The sequence below is a fragment of the Sulfurimonas sp. genome (assembly GCF_026196735.1).
Classification (GTDB): Bacteria; Campylobacterota; Campylobacteria; order Campylobacterales; family Sulfurimonadaceae; genus Sulfurimonas.
The window spans coordinates 1-18,383 of sequence record NZ_JAPHUF010000002.1 but is presented as its reverse complement, the minus strand read 5'-3'; the positions used below and the strand labels follow the sequence as shown (position 1 = coordinate 18,383).

At 32.9% G+C, this 18,383-nt stretch carries 24 protein-coding genes; 3 read left to right on the top strand and 21 right to left on the bottom strand.

Annotation, left to right across the window (positions count from 1 at the left end):
• Window positions 1–2 precede the first annotated feature (2 nt).
• The 3 genes from OQK60_RS00365 to OQK60_RS00355 all read left to right on the top strand — a co-directional run bounded on the left by OQK60_RS00365 (window position 3) and on the right by OQK60_RS00355 (window position 1,959).
• A complete protein-coding gene (locus OQK60_RS00365; RefSeq protein WP_297682938.1) occupies window positions 3–326 on the top strand; it encodes a helix-turn-helix domain-containing protein in 324 nt (107 codons plus the stop codon).
• Window positions 268–1,338, top strand: coding sequence for a site-specific integrase (locus OQK60_RS00360; protein WP_297682936.1), 1,071 nt, complete (start codon window positions 268–270; stop codon window positions 1,336–1,338). Before OQK60_RS00365 ends, OQK60_RS00360 begins: the two co-directional genes overlap by 59 nt.
• Window positions 1,339–1,467: 129 nt before the next feature.
• Complete coding sequence (locus OQK60_RS00355; protein ID WP_297682935.1) at window positions 1,468–1,959, top strand: hypothetical protein; 492 nt, start codon at window positions 1,468–1,470, stop codon at window positions 1,957–1,959.
• Here OQK60_RS00355 and OQK60_RS00350 read toward each other — a convergent pair.
• The 21 genes from OQK60_RS00350 to OQK60_RS00250 all read right to left on the bottom strand — a co-directional run.
• A complete protein-coding gene (locus tag OQK60_RS00350; RefSeq protein ID WP_297682933.1) occupies window positions 1,949–2,707 on the bottom strand; it encodes an ATP-binding protein in 759 nt (252 codons plus the stop codon). The two genes, OQK60_RS00355 and OQK60_RS00350, sit on opposite strands and share 11 nt — an antisense overlap.
• A 2-nt stretch (window positions 2,708–2,709) precedes the next feature.
• Window positions 2,710–3,402 carry a 5'-methylthioadenosine/adenosylhomocysteine nucleosidase gene (locus OQK60_RS00345; RefSeq protein ID WP_297682931.1) on the bottom strand — a complete coding sequence of 231 codons (693 nt, stop codon included), beginning with the start codon at window positions 3,400–3,402 and terminating at the stop codon, window positions 2,710–2,712.
• Between the two features lie 8 nt (window positions 3,403–3,410).
• Window positions 3,411–4,127 (bottom strand): nitrilase-related carbon-nitrogen hydrolase, encoded by a 717-nt coding sequence (locus OQK60_RS00340; protein WP_297682930.1) that lies wholly within the window; start codon window positions 4,125–4,127, stop codon window positions 3,411–3,413.
• A 1-nt stretch (window position 4,128) separates the two neighbouring features.
• Entirely contained in the window at window positions 4,129–5,067 is a 939-nt protein-coding gene (gene fabD, locus OQK60_RS00335; RefSeq protein ID WP_297682928.1) for an ACP S-malonyltransferase, read from the bottom strand.
• 23 nt (window positions 5,068–5,090) lie between these two features.
• On the bottom strand, window positions 5,091–5,864 hold the full coding sequence (locus OQK60_RS00330; RefSeq protein WP_297682926.1) for a Fis family transcriptional regulator: 774 nt from the start codon (window positions 5,862–5,864) through the stop codon (window positions 5,091–5,093).
• The gene (locus OQK60_RS00325; protein ID WP_297682924.1) at window positions 5,830–6,345 is read right to left on the bottom strand and encodes a peptidylprolyl isomerase; all 516 of its coding nucleotides are present in this window, start codon (window positions 6,343–6,345) and stop codon (window positions 5,830–5,832) included. Before OQK60_RS00325 ends, OQK60_RS00330 begins: the two co-directional genes overlap by 35 nt.
• A gap of 66 nt (window positions 6,346–6,411) precedes the next feature.
• Window positions 6,412–7,314, bottom strand: a complete 903-nt coding sequence (locus OQK60_RS00320; RefSeq protein WP_297682922.1) for a tetratricopeptide repeat protein — start codon at window positions 7,312–7,314, stop codon at window positions 6,412–6,414.
• Window positions 7,315–7,356: 42 nt separating this feature from the next.
• Complete coding sequence (locus OQK60_RS00315) at window positions 7,357–7,929, bottom strand: OmpA family protein (RefSeq protein WP_297682920.1); 573 nt, start codon at window positions 7,927–7,929, stop codon at window positions 7,357–7,359.
• A gap of 69 nt (window positions 7,930–7,998) precedes the next feature.
• Window positions 7,999–9,249, bottom strand: a complete 1,251-nt coding sequence (gene tolB, locus OQK60_RS00310) for a Tol-Pal system protein TolB (RefSeq protein ID WP_297682918.1) — start codon at window positions 9,247–9,249, stop codon at window positions 7,999–8,001.
• 2 nt (window positions 9,250–9,251) lie between these two features.
• Window positions 9,252–9,962, bottom strand: a complete 711-nt coding sequence (locus tag OQK60_RS00305; protein WP_297682916.1) for a TonB C-terminal domain-containing protein — start codon at window positions 9,960–9,962, stop codon at window positions 9,252–9,254.
• Window positions 9,955–10,347 carry a biopolymer transporter ExbD gene (locus OQK60_RS00300; RefSeq protein ID WP_297682914.1) on the bottom strand — a complete coding sequence of 131 codons (393 nt, stop codon included), beginning with the start codon at window positions 10,345–10,347 and terminating at the stop codon, window positions 9,955–9,957. Before OQK60_RS00300 ends, OQK60_RS00305 begins: the two co-directional genes overlap by 8 nt.
• A 3-nt stretch (window positions 10,348–10,350) precedes the next feature.
• Window positions 10,351–10,917 carry a MotA/TolQ/ExbB proton channel family protein gene (locus tag OQK60_RS00295; RefSeq protein ID WP_297682912.1) on the bottom strand — a complete coding sequence of 189 codons (567 nt, stop codon included), beginning with the start codon at window positions 10,915–10,917 and terminating at the stop codon, window positions 10,351–10,353.
• A gap of 3 nt (window positions 10,918–10,920) precedes the next feature.
• The gene (atpC, locus tag OQK60_RS00290) at window positions 10,921–11,313 is read right to left on the bottom strand and encodes an ATP synthase F1 subunit epsilon (protein WP_297682910.1); all 393 of its coding nucleotides are present in this window, start codon (window positions 11,311–11,313) and stop codon (window positions 10,921–10,923) included.
• Window positions 11,314–11,329: 16 nt separating this feature from the next.
• A complete protein-coding gene (atpD, locus tag OQK60_RS00285) occupies window positions 11,330–12,721 on the bottom strand; it encodes a F0F1 ATP synthase subunit beta (RefSeq protein ID WP_297682908.1) in 1,392 nt (463 codons plus the stop codon).
• Between the two features lie 11 nt (window positions 12,722–12,732).
• Window positions 12,733–13,620, bottom strand: a complete 888-nt coding sequence (gene atpG / locus OQK60_RS00280) for an ATP synthase F1 subunit gamma (protein ID WP_297682907.1) — start codon at window positions 13,618–13,620, stop codon at window positions 12,733–12,735.
• Window positions 13,621–13,630: 10 nt separating this feature from the next.
• The gene (gene atpA, locus OQK60_RS00275) at window positions 13,631–15,148 is read right to left on the bottom strand and encodes a F0F1 ATP synthase subunit alpha (RefSeq protein ID WP_297682905.1); all 1,518 of its coding nucleotides are present in this window, start codon (window positions 15,146–15,148) and stop codon (window positions 13,631–13,633) included.
• 21 nt (window positions 15,149–15,169) lie between these two features.
• Window positions 15,170–15,703: a F0F1 ATP synthase subunit delta gene (locus tag OQK60_RS00270; RefSeq protein WP_297682903.1), complete on the bottom strand. Its 534-nt coding sequence runs from the start codon at window positions 15,701–15,703 to the stop codon at window positions 15,170–15,172.
• A 1-nt stretch (window position 15,704) separates the two neighbouring features.
• Window positions 15,705–16,223: a F0F1 ATP synthase subunit B gene (locus OQK60_RS00265; RefSeq protein WP_297682901.1), complete on the bottom strand. Its 519-nt coding sequence runs from the start codon at window positions 16,221–16,223 to the stop codon at window positions 15,705–15,707.
• Between the two features lie 9 nt (window positions 16,224–16,232).
• Window positions 16,233–16,655, bottom strand: a complete 423-nt coding sequence (locus OQK60_RS00260; protein WP_297682899.1) for a FoF1 ATP synthase subunit B' — start codon at window positions 16,653–16,655, stop codon at window positions 16,233–16,235.
• Between the two features lie 125 nt (window positions 16,656–16,780).
• Complete coding sequence (locus OQK60_RS00255) at window positions 16,781–17,626, bottom strand: ParB/RepB/Spo0J family partition protein (protein ID WP_297682897.1); 846 nt, start codon at window positions 17,624–17,626, stop codon at window positions 16,781–16,783.
• Window positions 17,623–18,383 (bottom strand): AAA family ATPase (locus OQK60_RS00250; RefSeq protein ID WP_297682895.1); only part of this gene is annotated, 761 nt, incomplete at its 5' end. The genes OQK60_RS00255 and OQK60_RS00250, both read right to left, overlap by 4 nt.

The following is an 18,383-nucleotide window of genomic DNA, read 5'->3' as shown; positions in this document are numbered from 1 at the left end:
TTATGAACATAGAATTTGAAAGTTTAAAGCTACTCCCTCAGATGTTTGAGTTAATTGAGAAATTAAATAATCAACTAGAAGAGGGACATACTAAAAGGTGGTTAAGTGTTAAAGAGTTAGCTCAGTATCTTAGCTATTCATCAGACAGAATTTATAAAATAAAAGATGAGTATTTTATAGAGGGTATACACTTTTTTAAAAAGAGTGGTAAAATACTGTTTGATAGAGTTGCAATTGATGAATGGGTTATCTGTAAGGATAAAACAAATGAAATTAATCAGTCGCAAAGGCAAGCTGTGGATAACATTTTATCATCAATCAAATAGATATAGAAGGTCTTTAAACCTTGATGATACTAAAGCTAACCGCAAACTAGCCGAAACAAAATTAATACCTGAGATAGTTTTTAAACTAACCTCGGATGAGTTCTTTAAAACTGACAATGTTGAAAAAGTACCAACTGTAGATGAGTTTATGCAAATAAGTTTTGAGATACACGAAGTTCATAGAAAAGCTTCTAGTCAAGAGGATTATAAATATCTTTATAAAAGGCATATAAAGCCCTACTTTGGCAATAAGAAGCTTGATAAGATTAAACCATCTCAAATAGCTACTTGGCAGAATAAGATATTAAAATCTTTGTCTACAAAAAGTTTAGCCTACATAAGAGCTGTCTTTAATGTTATGTTTCAAGATGCAGTTGCAGATGAAATAATAATTAGAAATCCATTGAAGTTTGTTAAAGCACCAAATAATGTTGCAGTAGTAGAAATCAAGCCTTTTTCTAAAGATGAGATATTTACTATATTAGATAACATAGATGATGAAATCAAAGCTTATTATGCAATAGGTTTTTTTACTGGCATGAGAACTGGTGAATTAGTCGCTCTTAAATGGAGTGACATAGACTTTGAAAAAAAAATCATAAAAGTTCAAAGAGCTAAAAGACAAAAAATTGAATCTACTCCTAAAACTAAATCTAGTATCAGAGATGTTGACATTATTGATGTACTCTTACCTTATTTAAAAAATCATCTACAATACAAGTTGAATTCAAGTGAATATTTGTTCAATAGTAGAAAAGGTCAAAACTATTCTGATGGAGCAAATATATCTACTTCTTATTGGAGACCATTATTTGATAAATTGGATATTCAATATCGTAATCCATATCAGATGAGACATACTTTTGCATCTATGATGATTAGTAATGGAGAAGATATACTCTGGGTTAGTAAAATGTTAGGTCACTCAACACCTGATATGACTCTCAATAAATATGCCAGATATGTTGAGAATAAAGAGAAAAAAAGAGGTACTTTTTTAATAGATAATTAGTGCTTTTTTTGGCACTTTTGGGCACACTTTGGGCACACTAGAAAAAATAAAAGGTCGATATCCCCCTATTTAAGGATATTCAGTTTGTTTTCTGTATAATAACATATTAGTAATTTATGAGGGATTTAAATGGGGTTAAGTTTTAAAATTAAACACCACTTTTTTAGTGCATTTCGTGAGCTATTTGTTCATCATCATGGTTCCTTGGACTTTCGTGCCAAGATTTTTGCTCTTGTTATAGCTGCAAATCAAGACATCAAAGAAGAAAGTTATGCAATAGTAAAAAATATTGGTATGGATATTTATAAAAATGAAGAGGATAGAGCAAATCTATTGGTTTCATCAACCAAAGAGCTAGTTCAAAAAGTAAGAGATAACAATGGACTAGATATAGATACATTAGTATCAAATATTCAAAAAGAACTAAAAATTGTTCCAAGATATGCAAAAAAAATTGATACGGAGTCTCTCAAGCCACTATTAGAACTCTCTCATGATAGAGACATAGTCTCTTATCAAGAGAACATTATAGAATTTTTACAGACTTTAAAAGAAGACACTCTTCACGATAATAAAGTACAAATAGCTAAAGATGAAGAGAATATAGAGTCTAAATATTAAACTTCTCTTTATCAAAAAAACTATCTATAGATATATTTTTAAATGCGGCATTTAAGCTGGTAAAGAGACTTGGGAACTCTTTTTCCATCTTTGCCAACATCACTTTAGTATTTGCACGAGCATGCGGCATTTTAACATCAAAACGCATTGCTGGGCAAGCTTCATCACCTATAGCTGCTATATTATTATCGACAACGAATGCTCTAAGCTGTCTTTCTCTCATTTGAATCAATGGGCGAATAACAATCAAACCATTATCTGCCTTATATTTTGGAGCAAGTGAGCGCATCTGCCCGTTATAAATAAAATTCATAAAAAAACTCTCTGCGGCATCATCCATGTGATGTCCAAGAGCCAGCTTATTACATCCATTTTTCTCTGCTATACCATATAGAGTACCCCTTCTCATACGAGAGAAAAAACTGCAAAAAGATGAGTTTTTTCTAATTTTTTCTTCTGCTAGTTCATAAATCTTTGTATCGTAAACAATATGCTCTATATCATACTCTTTACAATGCTTTATTAAGTTATCAAAATTTTCACCCATTCCGTAACCAATAGTTACTGCAATAAATTCAAATTTAAATGGAGCACGACGCTGTTGCTCTTTCATGGCATGAATCATGGTAAGTGAGTCTTTACCGCCACTAAGTCCAACGAGTATCTTATCGCCCTCTTCTATGAGTTCAAACTCGGCATTTGTTTTGCCAAGCTTTGACATGATTTTTTTTGATATTTTAATAGACATATTTACTCAACAACTCTATCTATCATTTTCATAATAAACTCTGCTGATATAATTGCACTTGACTCCATAAATTCATCAAATGAAAAACTAGCATCAGTATCTGCAGTATCACTTATAGCACGAAGAATAAAAAATGGTACATTTAAAGATTTACACACTACTGCAACTGAACCGCCTTCCATCTCTAAAGCATCAGCATTAAAATGTTTTACAATTGTTTGTTTAACCTTTTCATCATGCACAAATTGATCACCGGTAGCAATAATACCCTCTTTTACTGTTTTACCTAACTCTTTTGCTACATCTTTTGATAATGCTATTAAATCTTTGTCTGCCTCAACAAAAACACTTCCTCCCGGGACAAAACCCATAGGGTGACCAAATGCAGTAATATCTAAATCGTGTTGAGACAATTTAGTAGCAACAATCAAGTCGCCAATCTTTAAACTTGGATTTATACCACCAGCTACACCAGAAAAAAGTAGTCTGTCACAATTAAAATGCTCTATCATTGTAGTTGCAGTAAGCGTAGAGAACACTTTACCAATCTTTGAGTAAGCTACAACTATATCAACGCCTTTATAAGTCGCTTCATAATACTCATTATCTGCATATTTTGTTGTTTTATACTCACCTAATTTCTCTAATATTGGAGCTACTTCCTCAGGCATTGCGCCCATGATTGCTATTTTCAAATTTTTTCCTATATTTTAAATGTTTTTATTATCTTTTCATACTTGGGTAGTTTATACATAATATTTGATTTTTCATCAATTATGCAGCTTCCACCCCAAAAACCAAGACCATCTTCAAAACCAACACGATTTACAAATATTAGCTTTGCATTGCATTCTTTAGCCACTGTTTTTATTATCTCATGCCACTTATCTTCTATCTCCAAGCCATTATTTGTAAAGCCGCGAGCTGGAGAAGCAACTAAAGCCAAGATATAATCAGGATTTTCATTTATTAAATCTACATGTACAGATTTGTGCCATAAATCTTCACAAACAAGCATAGATATTTTTCCATAACTACTCTCAAAACTTTCAAAAATATCACCGGCTTTGAAGTATCTCGCTTCTTCAAACATTCCATAATTTGGAAGATGAACCTTATAATGAGAAGAGAGAAGTTTACCTTTTGAAAAATATAGAGCTGCGTTTCTAAAATCGTTTTCATCTTTAATCGCAGCACCGACTGCAATATCTACATGTAGACTCAAACTCTTTAAAACATCTAAATCATTTATATCCCAAGCATCTTCAAAAAGTTTATCCTGCAAGCTATATCCGCTCAAAGAGAGTTCAGCAAAAACTATTAAATCACTTTCATCACTAAATTGTTTTATAATTGCTACAATATCATCAAGATTAGAACGATTTAATTTTGGAGATGTTTGAGCTAATGTTACTCTCATGCTAGTTACAGATTTCCTCTGCTACTTTAGCGAGTGAATCCATATCTGAAATATTCAGAGTTGTCATATCTTTTGCAATTCTACGATTTAGACCTTTTAAAGTAACACCGTTTCCAAACTCAATAGCTACATCTATATCACCAGCAATTGCAAGGATAGATTGTTTATATTTAACTGGTTTGACTAACTGATCTTTCAGTAGAGCTACAGCTTCTTCTTTAGAACTATATGGTGCTGTAGTTACATTTGAGATAACCGGAGCTTCAAAACTCTCATTTATCATACTCTCCATTAAACTCTCTAACGGTAATTGAGCTGGAGAAAGAAGTTCACAGTGAGATGCCACCGACATATTAAGAAGAAGCGCTCTTTTTGCACCGGCGTCTTTAAAAGTTTGCTCTAAAGATGCTAAATCTGCTTTCATACCGGCAACAACTAATTGACCATCTTGATTATAATTAGCAGGCCAAACTTTTTTTCCAACACTCCCCGCATCAGTACAAATTTTTTCCACAGAAGCATCATCAAGACCAACTATAGCCATCATACCCGCCTCAATATCTGAACATGCATCTTGCATAAGTTGACCTCGTCTGTGTACAAGCTCAACAGCATCAATATAATCAATAGCACCACTTGCGCATAAGGCAGAAAATTCACCTAGAGAATGACCTAAAAATAGTTCAGCTTTAATATCTGGGCATTTTTCTTTAAAAATACGGTACGCTATCATTTGGACCAGTAAAATTGCAGGTTGAGTATAAGCAGTTTGTCCTAATTTTTCATTTTCTTCAAATATCAAAGATTTAAAATCAACACCTATTCTTTTACCAGCTTCTTTAAACATCTCTTTTGCGATATTAGAATTTTCATAAAAATCTTTTCCCATTCCTACTGCTTGAGAACCTTGTCCTGCAAAAATCATTGCTATTTTTTTCATTTTATTTCCTATTCATTTTAATTTTATAAATATGCACTATTATCAGCTATCTTCTTTCTAAGAGTATTTCTGTTTAGTCCTAGTTTATCAGCTAACTGAAGCTGTGACTTAAATCTTTGAAGCCCTGATTTTATTAAAGGAACTTCATAAAGATATAAAAAGTTTTTATAATCACTGTTTGAACCCAGCTTATCTATTAAGTAATTTTGCATAATATCCATAAGTTCATTATCATCGATATCTTGCAATAAATAACTTATCATTACCTGTCGTCTTAATGAAGTTGAGTTATTTGATAAGTCAGGTTTAAAATTTTTCATATTGAATTCTTGATTTGTAGTAAAAATTCTAGAAGCTTCTTTAATAAATTTTTGTACTAACTCATCAATATCTTCCGGTCTTTGAGATAGTGGCGGGATATCAAATTTAACACTAAATATATCATCAATATTTTCATGATAATATGAACTTTTCGCAGTTGCGATTATTCTAATATTTTTTAAAGTGATAATATCCAAGACTTTTTTTATATTTGGTGAATTTTCTAGATTTGTAATAACTATTTCTTTAGAACTTTCTAAAGTACTCAACAATTCATCATGATTCGATGCATCAAGTATTGGTGCATCTGGAAGGATATAAGAAGCTAGACTTTTTTTTCCAACACCTGTCTCTCCCGTAATTAAAGAGTTGACACTTAGTGTTTTTAAAAGAGTCGCTGTTTTGAATGCTTCTGCTGAAGATGCAGAAGCAGTTACATAATTAGCATCCACAGCCAGAAGCTTCGTGCGTTCCACAACTCTCATCACCTTGTTTCATTTCAGCAGGAATTCCAGTCATAGCTTCTTCAGCAGATGCTTCTCTAATGTTGTTAATTGATACGATAAAAGATAAATCTTTACCAGCTAAAGGGTGATTAAAATCAATAATAACATTTTCATCGCCTATCTCTTCTACTACAACTTGAACAGTACCACCATCTTCACCTTGACCATAAAGACTCATGCCAACTTCTAAATCTATTCCAGCAAATTGGTCTTTTGGAACTTCTTGTTTTGCTTCAGCATTGTACTGACCATATGCATCTTCCGCTTTTACAAGAACTTCTCCTTTTTCACCAATTGACATGTCAACTATACCCTTCTCTAATCCTGGGATAATCTGACCTTTACCAAACATAAATACTAACGGCGTGCCACCAATATTGCTATCTACAATCTTCTCCCCGTCTCTAACTTCATACTCTATTGATACAATTTGATTTGCTTCTATTGCCATTTTTATGCCTTTTGTTTTTTTGGAATTTTATCATAATTATACTAATTACAGATAAATCTATTTGAACTATTTGATTAAATCAAGTTTACTTTTTGCTTCTATTGCCTGTGAGCTATCCGGATACTTTGAGATAACAGCATTGTAAAAAGTTTTTGCATTCTCTTTATCACCTGTTTTATCCATAGAAATTGCTGTATGTAACAACAAAATAGGCATATAAGATGCTTTAGAGTACAGTTTTGCACTTTCTTTAAAATATGCAATAGCTTTAGCATAATTTTTTCTATTGTAATTTATCTCTCCAGCCATATAATGAGAACGAGCAGGTTTATAGTTTTTCTTTATAAGATGCTTATAATACTCTAATGCCTCAGTATAAAGTTTTTTATCATAATAATTTTTTGCTTTAGTTGCCACATCTCCATTACTCATACTGTCTAATTTTGATTTTTTAGGTTTTGCATTTGATTTCAATTCTTTTGCAACTAAATCTTTAAAGTTATTTACATTATTAACAAGTGTATTAAATTCATTTTTAGTCACATATGTACTATTGATGGTATCTATCAATTTTGACATTTCAACTAAACTAAGATTGACTTTTTCTATATCTAGTTTATTAACTACTATAAGCTCATTAGTCTCTTCAATTGATTTGAGAATGCGCTTTTCATACTCGCTGCTGCTTTCAAGCTCATCACGATTCTGTTTATCTAATTCTTTTAACTTCAATTTATTCTCTCGAGACGATGCACTTATGCTTTCAATAATCGTCTGTAGTCCATCTATTCTTTGTCTTAGTGATTCAACTTCATTTGCTTGATTATTACTTTTGACAACAACTTTATGAAGTTTCTTTTTATTCTCTAGAAGGGTTTGTTCGCTTGAAGTTAGCCCATATGGCTGAGGATTATTTAAATCACCGGCACCGAACGCAGAAGGTTCGGCACCGATAAGGTAATAAGGCATGCATATTGCAAAAATTGCAATTATTATATTGCGATTCATTTATTATGGTAAAAGTTTAAAATCAACTCTACGGTTTTTAGCCCAACAATCTTTAGTTTTCTCAGTACATGTAGGGTTACTTTCACCAAAACTTACCATTGTGATACGGTTAGTATTAACGCCTTGCGCAACTAATGATTTTTTAACACTGTTTGCTCTTTTTAGTCCAAGTGCAAAGTTATATTCGTCACTTCCCCACTCATCACAGTTACCTTCTAGCTTAACTGAAAATTTAATTGCTGCACCGTTTACTATGCTTGCATCATTAGCAATATTGTTTTGCATATCTTCACGAATATTAAATTTGTCAAAATCAAAATATATCGTTGAAAGATCATTTTCTAAACTAGACATAGAGTCACTAGAAGAAACACTTGCATAATCGCTAGCAGAGGCTCTACTACCGTCTTCAGACATAACAGATGATTCATCAGATGATACTGTTTCGCTTTGCACAGGAGCAACTTTTTCTACACTCTCATACTGAGAACTTGTATCAACTGCAGGCTCTTTACTAGAACATCCAGTTAAAACTAATAGTGCTATTACAACACTTGAGATTACTATACTTTTCATATTTCTACCTTAAATTTTATTTGCCATGATTGTACCAAAATAATATTAATATACTATGATAATTGTATATTACCAATCCAATGATTGAACTTTTCCATACTTTAATGGAAAAAGATAGTTTTTATTGTGATTTAATCTAATTATACCAATCGAACTTTGAGCCTTATAATTTTTAATAAATATTATAGCATCTCCATCAACTGAAAATCTTGGAAACTCATTTACTCCAACAGCGGTAAGTCTTCTTATAAAATCTGTTTCAGTTGAAATCAAATGTAAATTAAATGTATTATTAGCAAATGCATTTGAGGTTTCTCTTGATTTATATACTATATACTCTCCAAAAGTACTACATGATATATTACTTTTTCCATAATAAACCATCTGCTCAACACTGTTAGAGTTGATATTTTTAGAAAAAATATTTGGATAACCTAAACGATCAGAGACAAACACTATGCTGTCTTTACCCATAAATGACCCACTAACATCAATACCGCCATACTTTGTTAACCTTGAAGTTATTTTTGTATTAACATCATACATATAAATATCAGGTTGGCCGTTGGGAGCTTTAGTAAGTAGTAGTTTACTACCATCATCACTAACATCAGAGCATATCATCATTCCATCAGAAGAACCTATAACTTTACTCTTTGCAGTTTTAATATCTACATATTTTAATGTTGGTTTTTTTTCATCTAATGATGAATAATAAAATGCTGTTTGTTCTTTATTTGCCCATTTTGGAAAAATATTGAAACCGCCTTTTACAACTACATGTTGATATTCAAGAGTATAGTCTGCAATTACAAGTTCACTTTTTTGAGGAGCAATTATTCTTGAAAAAATTACCTTTCTTTTCATCCACTCAACTGGATCTTCACCCATAAATTTATTGATATCATAAGCTATCGTATGAGAAACAAACATGTATATTTTAGGGTTATTAATCTTATAGTTTTTAACAAATACGGTATCATTTTTTGTCAATATTTTCAAGTTAACATTAAGCGAGCCGTTATCACTTTTTACAAGTCTATATCTTAGAACATAATCCATATCTTTGTTCTCGTATGCCACTTCATTGGCATCGTATTTTACTTCACGATGATATCTATCTACATTAAAAATAGATAATACATTTAAATCAGCAATCAGTGATTTAAAAAACTTCATTTTAAATTTATTATCATAACTCTCAGATGAATCTTCAACTGCTATAGTCGGCAGAGAATCAACCCTCTTAATTACTTCTATAGTTGCATCACTTGCAAAGGCTACAGTTATTGCCATTAAAAATGAAATCAAAATTTTCAAAATTATTCCTTAGATGTTAATGTTATTGTATATGTACCAGAACTGTTTTGTGGATGTTCTGGAAAAACAACTCTTAAGAGCCTATCTTTTATATTATCACACTCACTGTTTAATGCACTGTTAGTAGAATATCTTAGTATTCTAAAATCAACTACCTTACCAATTGCACTTAGCTCAATAACAGCTTCAACGCTATTGCCTTGTGAATTTTGTGGCGGATAAAAATGTTCATATACTAATGCTTGAATTTTAGCTAAATATTCATTAACTTCGGTTGCCGTAGATGCTTTAGAACCCTTGTCATCAAACTGACTTTTGTCAATATTTTTAATTTTATCGGTTATAGAGTCCTTGTTTTTAACTTCTGAAGTACTAATCTTTTTTTGTATTTCAAGAAGTCTCCTGTTGTTTACTTTTTTGACTTTTTTCTCTGTTTTATTTACTCCTTGTGTCCAGACATTGTCAAAAAGATTATCTATATTTACTTCTTTTTTTTCTATTGGAGCTACAGTTTTTTGAACTGTAGATTTTTTTACACTTTTCTTAGCACTTGCTATATCAACTGATACAGATATAAAATTGTCTTTTTTTAAAGCAAAAAACTTTGGCTCTTTAGATGAATAAATCATAAAAAAGAAAAGTGATAAAAAAAATGCAAACAAAGAGAGTGATATAAAACCACTTATGTAGAAATACGAGTTGTTTCTATCCATTCGTTGCTAATGATACCTCAGAGAAACCTGCCTGTTTAACAGCAGCCAATACTGACATAACAACACCATAGTCCAGTCTTTTATCTGCACTGATAAGTACAGTCGCTTTTTTATTAAGCTTTGTTGCATAAAGTGGAAAATTATCCATAAAAGCGTTTAGTAAAAAAGTGTCTTTATTTATTTTTAAATTTTTATCTTTATCTATTACTATATGAACAGGTGGTATTTTAACTAACTGAGTAGTTTTAGAACTTTGGGGTAAATTTATTTTTTCTTCATAAATCATATTTGGTGCAACAACCATCATAATAGCCAATAAAACCAACATCACATCCACAAGTGGAGTAATATTTAATTCAGGTTTATCTTCCCATTTATAACTCATAGCTTATGCTTTTCTAGCTAATATTGCATCACTTTGCATCTGCATAGAACTAATAAGCTCAAACGATTTTCTATTTAAAATTTGATGATATGTATATGCAAAAATAGCTACAAATATACCGGCTGCAGTTGCAACAAGTGCATCTGAAACACCGCTTGCTATAATACTCATTCCGCCACTGCTTTGCCCTATATGAGTAAAAGTGTCCAAGATAGAGACAACTGTACCAAATAGACCGATGAATGGTGTTGTAGAAGCAAAAACAGAGAGTACCGAGAGACCTTTTGTAGCCTCTTTAGTAGCAGCCATCATAGCTAAATCTAAAACTTCTTTAGTGCTACTTGAGCTGGATTTTAAAAAATTATTTAAAAATGACATAGTGTCTACAGATGTTGAACCCATTAGAAGGCTCTCAAGAGATCTACTCTCGATTTGAAGCCAACTATTAACTGAAAAATAACGATAAAAGAAAACCCAATTTAGCACGATAAAGTATATTGCTAAAAGAGCTAATACACCTAATGTTACCGGGTGACTTTTAATATAAAAATCAATAATTTCGTTAGTCATTATCTATATTAAATTTTGGGCTGCTAATTCTATTCTTGCAGTTGCAGACGCAATTGCAGGATTATCATCTTTAATAGAATCGATAAGTTCCTTAGCGTTTTCAAGAGCTCTAGCTACATCACTCTCTGTTTCACCACGAATTGCTACGGCACCCTCAACAAGTACAACAACTTTTTCTTCATCAACTTGGACAACACCCCAATTGATTAAAATTGATTCGACTGATTTATCTACTTTTTCAATATCAATAACACCAGCTTCTAATAGTGTAGATAATGAAGAGTGTTCTGCTAGAACGCCAAACTCACCCTCTTCTCCAGGAAGAGTTACGCTAAGAGCTTCACCATTATAGATTTCGCCATTAGGAGTCAGGATTTCAAGTTTTAAATTACTCATTTGGGTCCTTTATGAATTACTTCTTTTGAGATTTCTCAATAGCTTCATCCATGCCACCAACCATGTAGAAAGAATTTTCTGACATGTGATCACATTCACCATCAAGAATCATTTTGAAACCTTTGATAGTATCTGCTAAAGAAACATACTTACCAGGAGAACCTGTAAATACTTCAGCAACAAAGAATGGCTGAGACAAGAATTTCTCAATCTTACGAGCTCTTTCAACAACATTTTTATCATCTTCAGAAAGCTCATCCATACCAAGAATCGCAATGATATCTTGTAAGTCTTTATACTTTTGAAGTGTTTGTTGAACACCACGAGCAACACTATAGTGCTCTTCACCGATAATTTGCGGATCAAGTAATCTTGAAGTTGAATCTAATGGATCAACAGCAGGATAGATACCTTTTTCAGCAATTTTACGGTTTAGTACTGTAGTTGCATCTAAGTGAGCAAAAACAGAAGCAGGAGCAGGGTCAGTTAAATCATCCGCTGGTACATAAACAGCTTGAACAGAAGTAATTGAACCATTTTTAGTTGATGTAATTCTATCTTGAAGAGCACCCATTTCACGAGCTAAAGTCGGTTGATAACCAACAGCTGAAGGGATACGACCAAGAAGTGCAGACATCTCTGAACCTGATTGAGCAAAACGGAAGATGTTATCAACGAACATTAGTACATCAAGATTCTTCTCATCTCTAAAGTACTCAGCCATAGTAAGACCAGTAAGAGCAATACGATTACGCGCTCCCGGAGGCTCACTCATTTGACCGTAGCACAGTGCAACTTTGTCAAGTACATTTGAGTCTTTCATCTCATGGTAAAGGTCATTACCTTCACGAGTTCTTTCACCAACACCGGCAAATACTGATAAACCGTCATGACCATGAGCAACATTATGAATAAGCTCCATGATAATAACTGTTTTACCAACACCCGCACCACCGAATAGTCCAACTTTACCACCTTTAGAATACGGTGCTAAAAGGTCAACAACTTTGATACCTGTTTCAAACATTTCAGTTGTAGTTGACTGATCAACTAAAGCTGGTGGCTCACGATGAATCGACCAAGTAGGAGAATCAGTAACTTGATCTCCATCATCAATAGTCTCACCGATTACATTGAAAATTCTACCAAGAACTTTTTCACCAACTGGAACTTTAATAGGGCTACCAGTAGCAGTAGCATCCATTCCACGAACTAAACCTTCACTCATATCCATTGCAATCGTTCTTACACGACCATCACCTAAGTGAGCTGCAACTTCTAGTACTAAACGAGTTAGTGTACCTTCTACATTAACATTAACTTCGATTGCTTCATTAATTACTGGAAGATAACCATCAAAATCAACATCAACAACCGGGCCCATAACCTGGCTTATTTTACCAATCATATTTTTCTCCATTATTTCATAGACTCCACACCACTTATAATCTCTATAAGTTCTGTAGTAATAGCCGCTTGTCTTGCTTTATTAAACTCAACATTTAACGACTTAACCATATCTTTTGCATTATTAGTAGCTGCATCCATAGCTTGCATTCTAGCACTGTGCTCAGCTGCAACTGAATCAATTAGTGCATAGTAGATAGCATATTGCACATATCTGTTTACTAAAGAATCCAACATATGTTCTTCATCTTGAGCTTCAATTTCTAACATAGACTTTGGCTCATCATCGCATTCGAACTGCTCTGTATCAACTGGCAATATCTTATTAACATGTAACTCTTGAGTAATCATGTTTTTATAACCATTGTATACTATATGCAGAGCATCAATTTTTCCATCTTTAAAATCTTCAATAGAAGTTTCAATGAAATCATCAGATCTCTCTTTATCCGGTTTTGAGCTAAGATTTGCAACTGAGTCAAAAAGTTCAACTTCATTATATTTAAAAAACTCAATACCTTTTTTACCGATTCCGCGTAAACGCACTTTTACATTTTCTTCTTTGTATTCTGCTAATAGTTTTTTAACAGCTTTAATTGTTTGAATATTAAAACCACCACATAAACCTTTATCAGCAGTTACAAAAACAATGTCAACTGTTTTTGGGCTTTCAATCTCTGTAAAACAACGATTATCAATTCCACCAACTTTGTTACATTTTATGCGTCCAGCTATTTCGGCAATTACCTGATTCATTTTTGCAGCATAAAGACGAGAGCGTTTTGCTAACTCTTCTGCACGGCGAAGCTTTGCAGTCGATACAAGCTTCATTGCACGAGTCGTCTTTTGAGTGTTAGTAACACTCTTTATCTGTCTTTGAATATCTTTCAAGTTTGCCATTAAGTTTTCCTTATGCTACTACGAAAGTAGCTTTGAATTCTTCAAGTGCTTTTATCAACAGTGCTTTAGTATCATCATCTACTTTTGAAGTACTTCTGATATTCTCAAAAATTTGAGGATAAGATGCTTCAATAAATGGATATAACTCAGCTTCAAAACGAACTACATTTGATGGATCAAAATCATCTAAGAAACCTTCATTACCAGCAAGAATGATAGCAACTTGTTTCTCAGCAGATAGTGGAGAGAAAGGTCCTTGTTTTAAAACTTCTACCATTCTTTGTCCACGCTCTAATTGTTTACGAGATATCTCATCAAGATCAGATGCAAACTGAGCAAATGCTTGAAGTTCACGATACTGAGCAAGGTCAAGTCTTAATGTACCGGCAACTTGCTTAGTAGCTTTAATCTGAGCAGCACCACCAACACGAGATACAGAAAGACCAACATTAATAGCTGGACGAACACCCGAGTTGAATAGTTCAGTTTCCAAGAAAATCTGACCATCAGTAATAGAGATAACATTAGTTGGAATATATGCCGCAACATCACCAGCTTGAGTCTCAATAATAGGAAGTGCAGTAAGTGATCCAGCACCTTTTTCATCTGAAAGCTTTGCAGCTCTCTCAAGAAGACGAGAGTGAATATAGAAAACATCACCAGGATATGCTTCACGGCCCGGAGGACGACGAAGAATTAGTGACATTTCACGATATGCAACTGCATGTTTTGATAAATCATCATATACAATCAAACCATGTCTAGCGTTATCACGGAAGTACTCACCCATTGTAACACCAGTATATGGAGCTAAAAATTGAAGTGCTGCAGCTTCAGCAGCTGTAGAAGATACAATAATCGTATATTCCATTGCACCATGGTCTTCTAAACGACGAACGATTTGAGCAACAGTTGATTCTTTTTGACCTACTGCAACATAGATACAAACAACGCCATTACCTTTTTGATTGATAATAGCATCTAGTGCAACAGTTGTTTTACCAGTTTGTCTGTCACCAATAATAAGCTCTCTTTGACCACGACCAATTGGAACTAGTGCATCAATAGCTTTAATACCGGTTGCTAACGGCTCATGTACAGATTTTCTCTGCATAATACCAGGTGCTTTTTCTTCAACGAAACGAGTTTCAGTTGTTTCAATAGGACCTTTTCCGTCAATTGGCTCACCAAGTGCATTTACAACACGACCTAAAAGCGCATCGCCAACAGGAACTTTAAGAAGCTTACCTAGTCTTTTAACAGACATACCTTCTTTAAGTGCATTTCCTCCGCCAAGAATAACAACACCTACCGTGCTTTCTTCAAGGTTCATTACTAAACCTCTAGTACCCTCGTCGAATTCTACCATTTCACCGGCCATAACATTGCTAAGTCCGTAAACTTGAGCAACACCATCAGCATAAGAAACAATTTTACCTGTTTCGTTAATATCAACACTTAGTTCAAAGTTATCGATACGCTCTTTAATTATTGAGCTGATTTCATCAGCTTGAATTTTTGCTACCACTATATATCTCCTCTCTTGAAGTTAAATTGCTTTTATAATATGTTCTATTATTTGACTGTTAATTCTTGACTTAGAGAAGCTTATTTCAACTCCAAGGTCCTGAACATCCACTTTAATTCCGTTAAAATCATTTTTTATAAATGCTAACGATATATTAGAATCAAATCTTTTACCTAATCCACTACTTAGATCTTCCATAACTTTTGTATCGATATCGCTATCACTATATACAATTCCATCATAGTTCTTGGTAGTATCTGCAACATCTTTTCTCATTACTTCTGCTATTGCAGGAATAATATTGATACGATTATGCTCAGCAAGCAATTTAATCAGGTTCTCTACATCTTTTGAATCAGCAGACTTAACCGCTGATAAAAGAATCTCTGATTTTTGATCTTTACTTACATCTGGATTATTAATGATTTGAATAAATTTATCATTATTAAATGCCCCAGCTAAAGTAGAAAATATTAAAGTCATATTTTGCATTGTTTGTAAATCAGAGCTTTTTTTAATAGCTTTGATATATTTTTTTGCGATTAATTCTTCCATATTATGCCACCTTCTTCAAGATAACATTAGCCATGGCTTCTTTATCGAAACTATCACTACTTTTGCTTAACACTTCATCAAGTGTCTCTTCAATAACAGCACGAATCATTTTTCTTTGTTCAAAATCAAGTAGTACAACTTGTTGCTTACTTAGAATTTCCAAGTCTGCATCGCATTGAGCCATTATGTTATCATTAATAATCTTATTCTCTTTTTTAGAACTCACGACTAAATCTTCAGCAAACTTCTCAGCATCTGAAATTCTAGCTAGAGCATCTTTTTTTAGAGTTAAAGACTCTTTTAACTTATCTTGAACTTTTTGCATCTCATCAGCTATTGTTTGGCTTCTAGACGAAAAATAATTTTTTACCGGTTCTGCCACTAAGTACCAAATTAAACCAGCAAACAGAAAAAAGTTAACCGTTCTTTGAACTATATCTGTACCTGCATTTTCTGCATTACCACTAGACGCTAATGCTATTGTTGACATCATTAGCATAAATACTAAAACTCTACTCACATTACATCCTTATATTTGACTAAATTTAGCTTTTACAGCTTCTGCGAACAATGGAACTTGTGATTTTAACTCACCTCTCAACTGTTCTTTAGATTGAGCAAGTGATTGCTCAAATTCTAAATACTGACTAGCTAATTCAGCACGCTTTGCTTCTAACTTACTATCTGCTAACTCTTTAGCATCCGCAATAACTTTCTCTCTCAGGGCCGAAGCTTCCAGTTTAGCATTTGTAATTATTGATTCTGCTTTTTCATTAAGAGAATTGATTTCATCATCATTAGAACCTACTTTTTCTAAGTCTTTTTTGATATCTTCATCTCTTTTACTCATATAAGCAAACAATGGATTATAAAGCCAACTGTTAAGAGTGGCAATAAGTGTAAGAAACACGATTAATGTAGCTACAAGTAGTATCGGATTTATATCTAACATAGCACCTCCTAAAAGTTGCGTGATTATACTACGATAAAATTAAAAGAATTGTTAAAGTAAGAAAAAAAATTAAAGAATTTTATAATTTATATAAATATAGTATGAAAATTTACATAATTAATATGTTAATTTGGTAGATATCTTAAAAAATCTTTTATTTGATCTTCGTCATTAAATTCTATAGTTAAACTTTTATTTGAAGTTTTTACTTTAAATCCAAGTGAAGTTAATTTATTTTTTACATCTGAAAAATTATATGACTCAACTTCTACTTTTTTATCAGAAAAATTTGATTTATTAGACTTCATACTTTTTATAATACTTTCAACTTCTCTAACACTTAACTTTTGTCCAACTATTGAGTTTACAATCACTTGCTGCTGCTTTTCATCAAGACCTACTAAAACTTTAGCATGACCGGCTGTAATCTTTTTTTCGATTAATGATTTTTGTGTTTTTGCAGAGAGCTGCAAAAGTCTTATAGTATTTGTGATATGTGTTCTACTTTTATTGATTCTAGAAGACAACTCTTCTTGAGTCAATTCGTGAAGCTTCATCAACTCACCGTAAGCGTGAGCAAGTTCTATGGAGTTAAGTTGATCTCTTTGAATATTTTCAATTAGAGCAAACTGTCTCATCTTCTGCTCATCACTATGTAAAACAATAGCACGAATAGTTTTTAGTTTTGCAAGCTTGGATGCACGAAGCCTTCTCTCTCCTGCAATAAGAATATAACCGTCAATATCTTCACTAACAACGATTGGTTGAAGCAAACCATCATTTTTAATTGATTCGCTAAGTTCATAAAGAGAACTTTCTTCAAAATGTTTTCTTGGCTGAAACGGATTTGGTCTTATATCTCTTAACGAGACTTCAATTATGTAATCTTTTGAAGAGCCTTCATTTTCATAAGCTTCATCCATCTCACCTAAAAGTGCATCTAATCCACGGCCTAATTTTTGTGATTTCATTCTTCTATTATCGCTTGTGCTAAATTTTGATAAGATATTGAACCGATAGACTTTACATCATATAAAATTGCCGGCTTACCAAAAGATGGAGATTCCGCAAGTTTAACATTTCTTGGAACTACTATTATCTTGCCATCTTTATCTTTAAAAAGTTTTGTATTAAAGTGTTGCTTTAAATCAGCAAAAACTTGCTTTGAAAGATTATTTTGAGATGAAAACATAGTTGGTAAAAATCCCCTTATATTTAAATTTTTATTGATTGATTTTCTTACAAGCTTTACAGTATTTAAAAGCTGTGCAAGCCCTTCAAGTGCAAAAAATTCACACTGAATAGGAATAATAACAGAGTTTGAAGCTGAAAGTGCATTTATTGTCATAGGGCCGAGTGCCGGCGGCGAATCTATAATAATATAATCATACTCTTTTAGTACATTAGAAATAGCTTTTTTCAAAACTAATTCACGGCCTTTTGAGTTCTCTGCATCATAATACTCTTTTTCAATTCCAACAAGACCAATGTTTGATGGAGCAAGATGTAGAGTCGGAAGCTCAGATTTTAAGATAATATCTTTTAGTTTTTTAGTACCGATAAGGACATGATACATGTTGAATTCATAATCATTTCTATGAAAGCCCAAAGATGTAGTAGCATTCGCCTGAGGATCAGAGTCTATCAAAAGCACTTTTTTTTCTGCAACCGCCAGTGAAGCAGCTAAGTTTACAGCAGTAGTCGTTTTGCCAACACCACCCTTTTGAT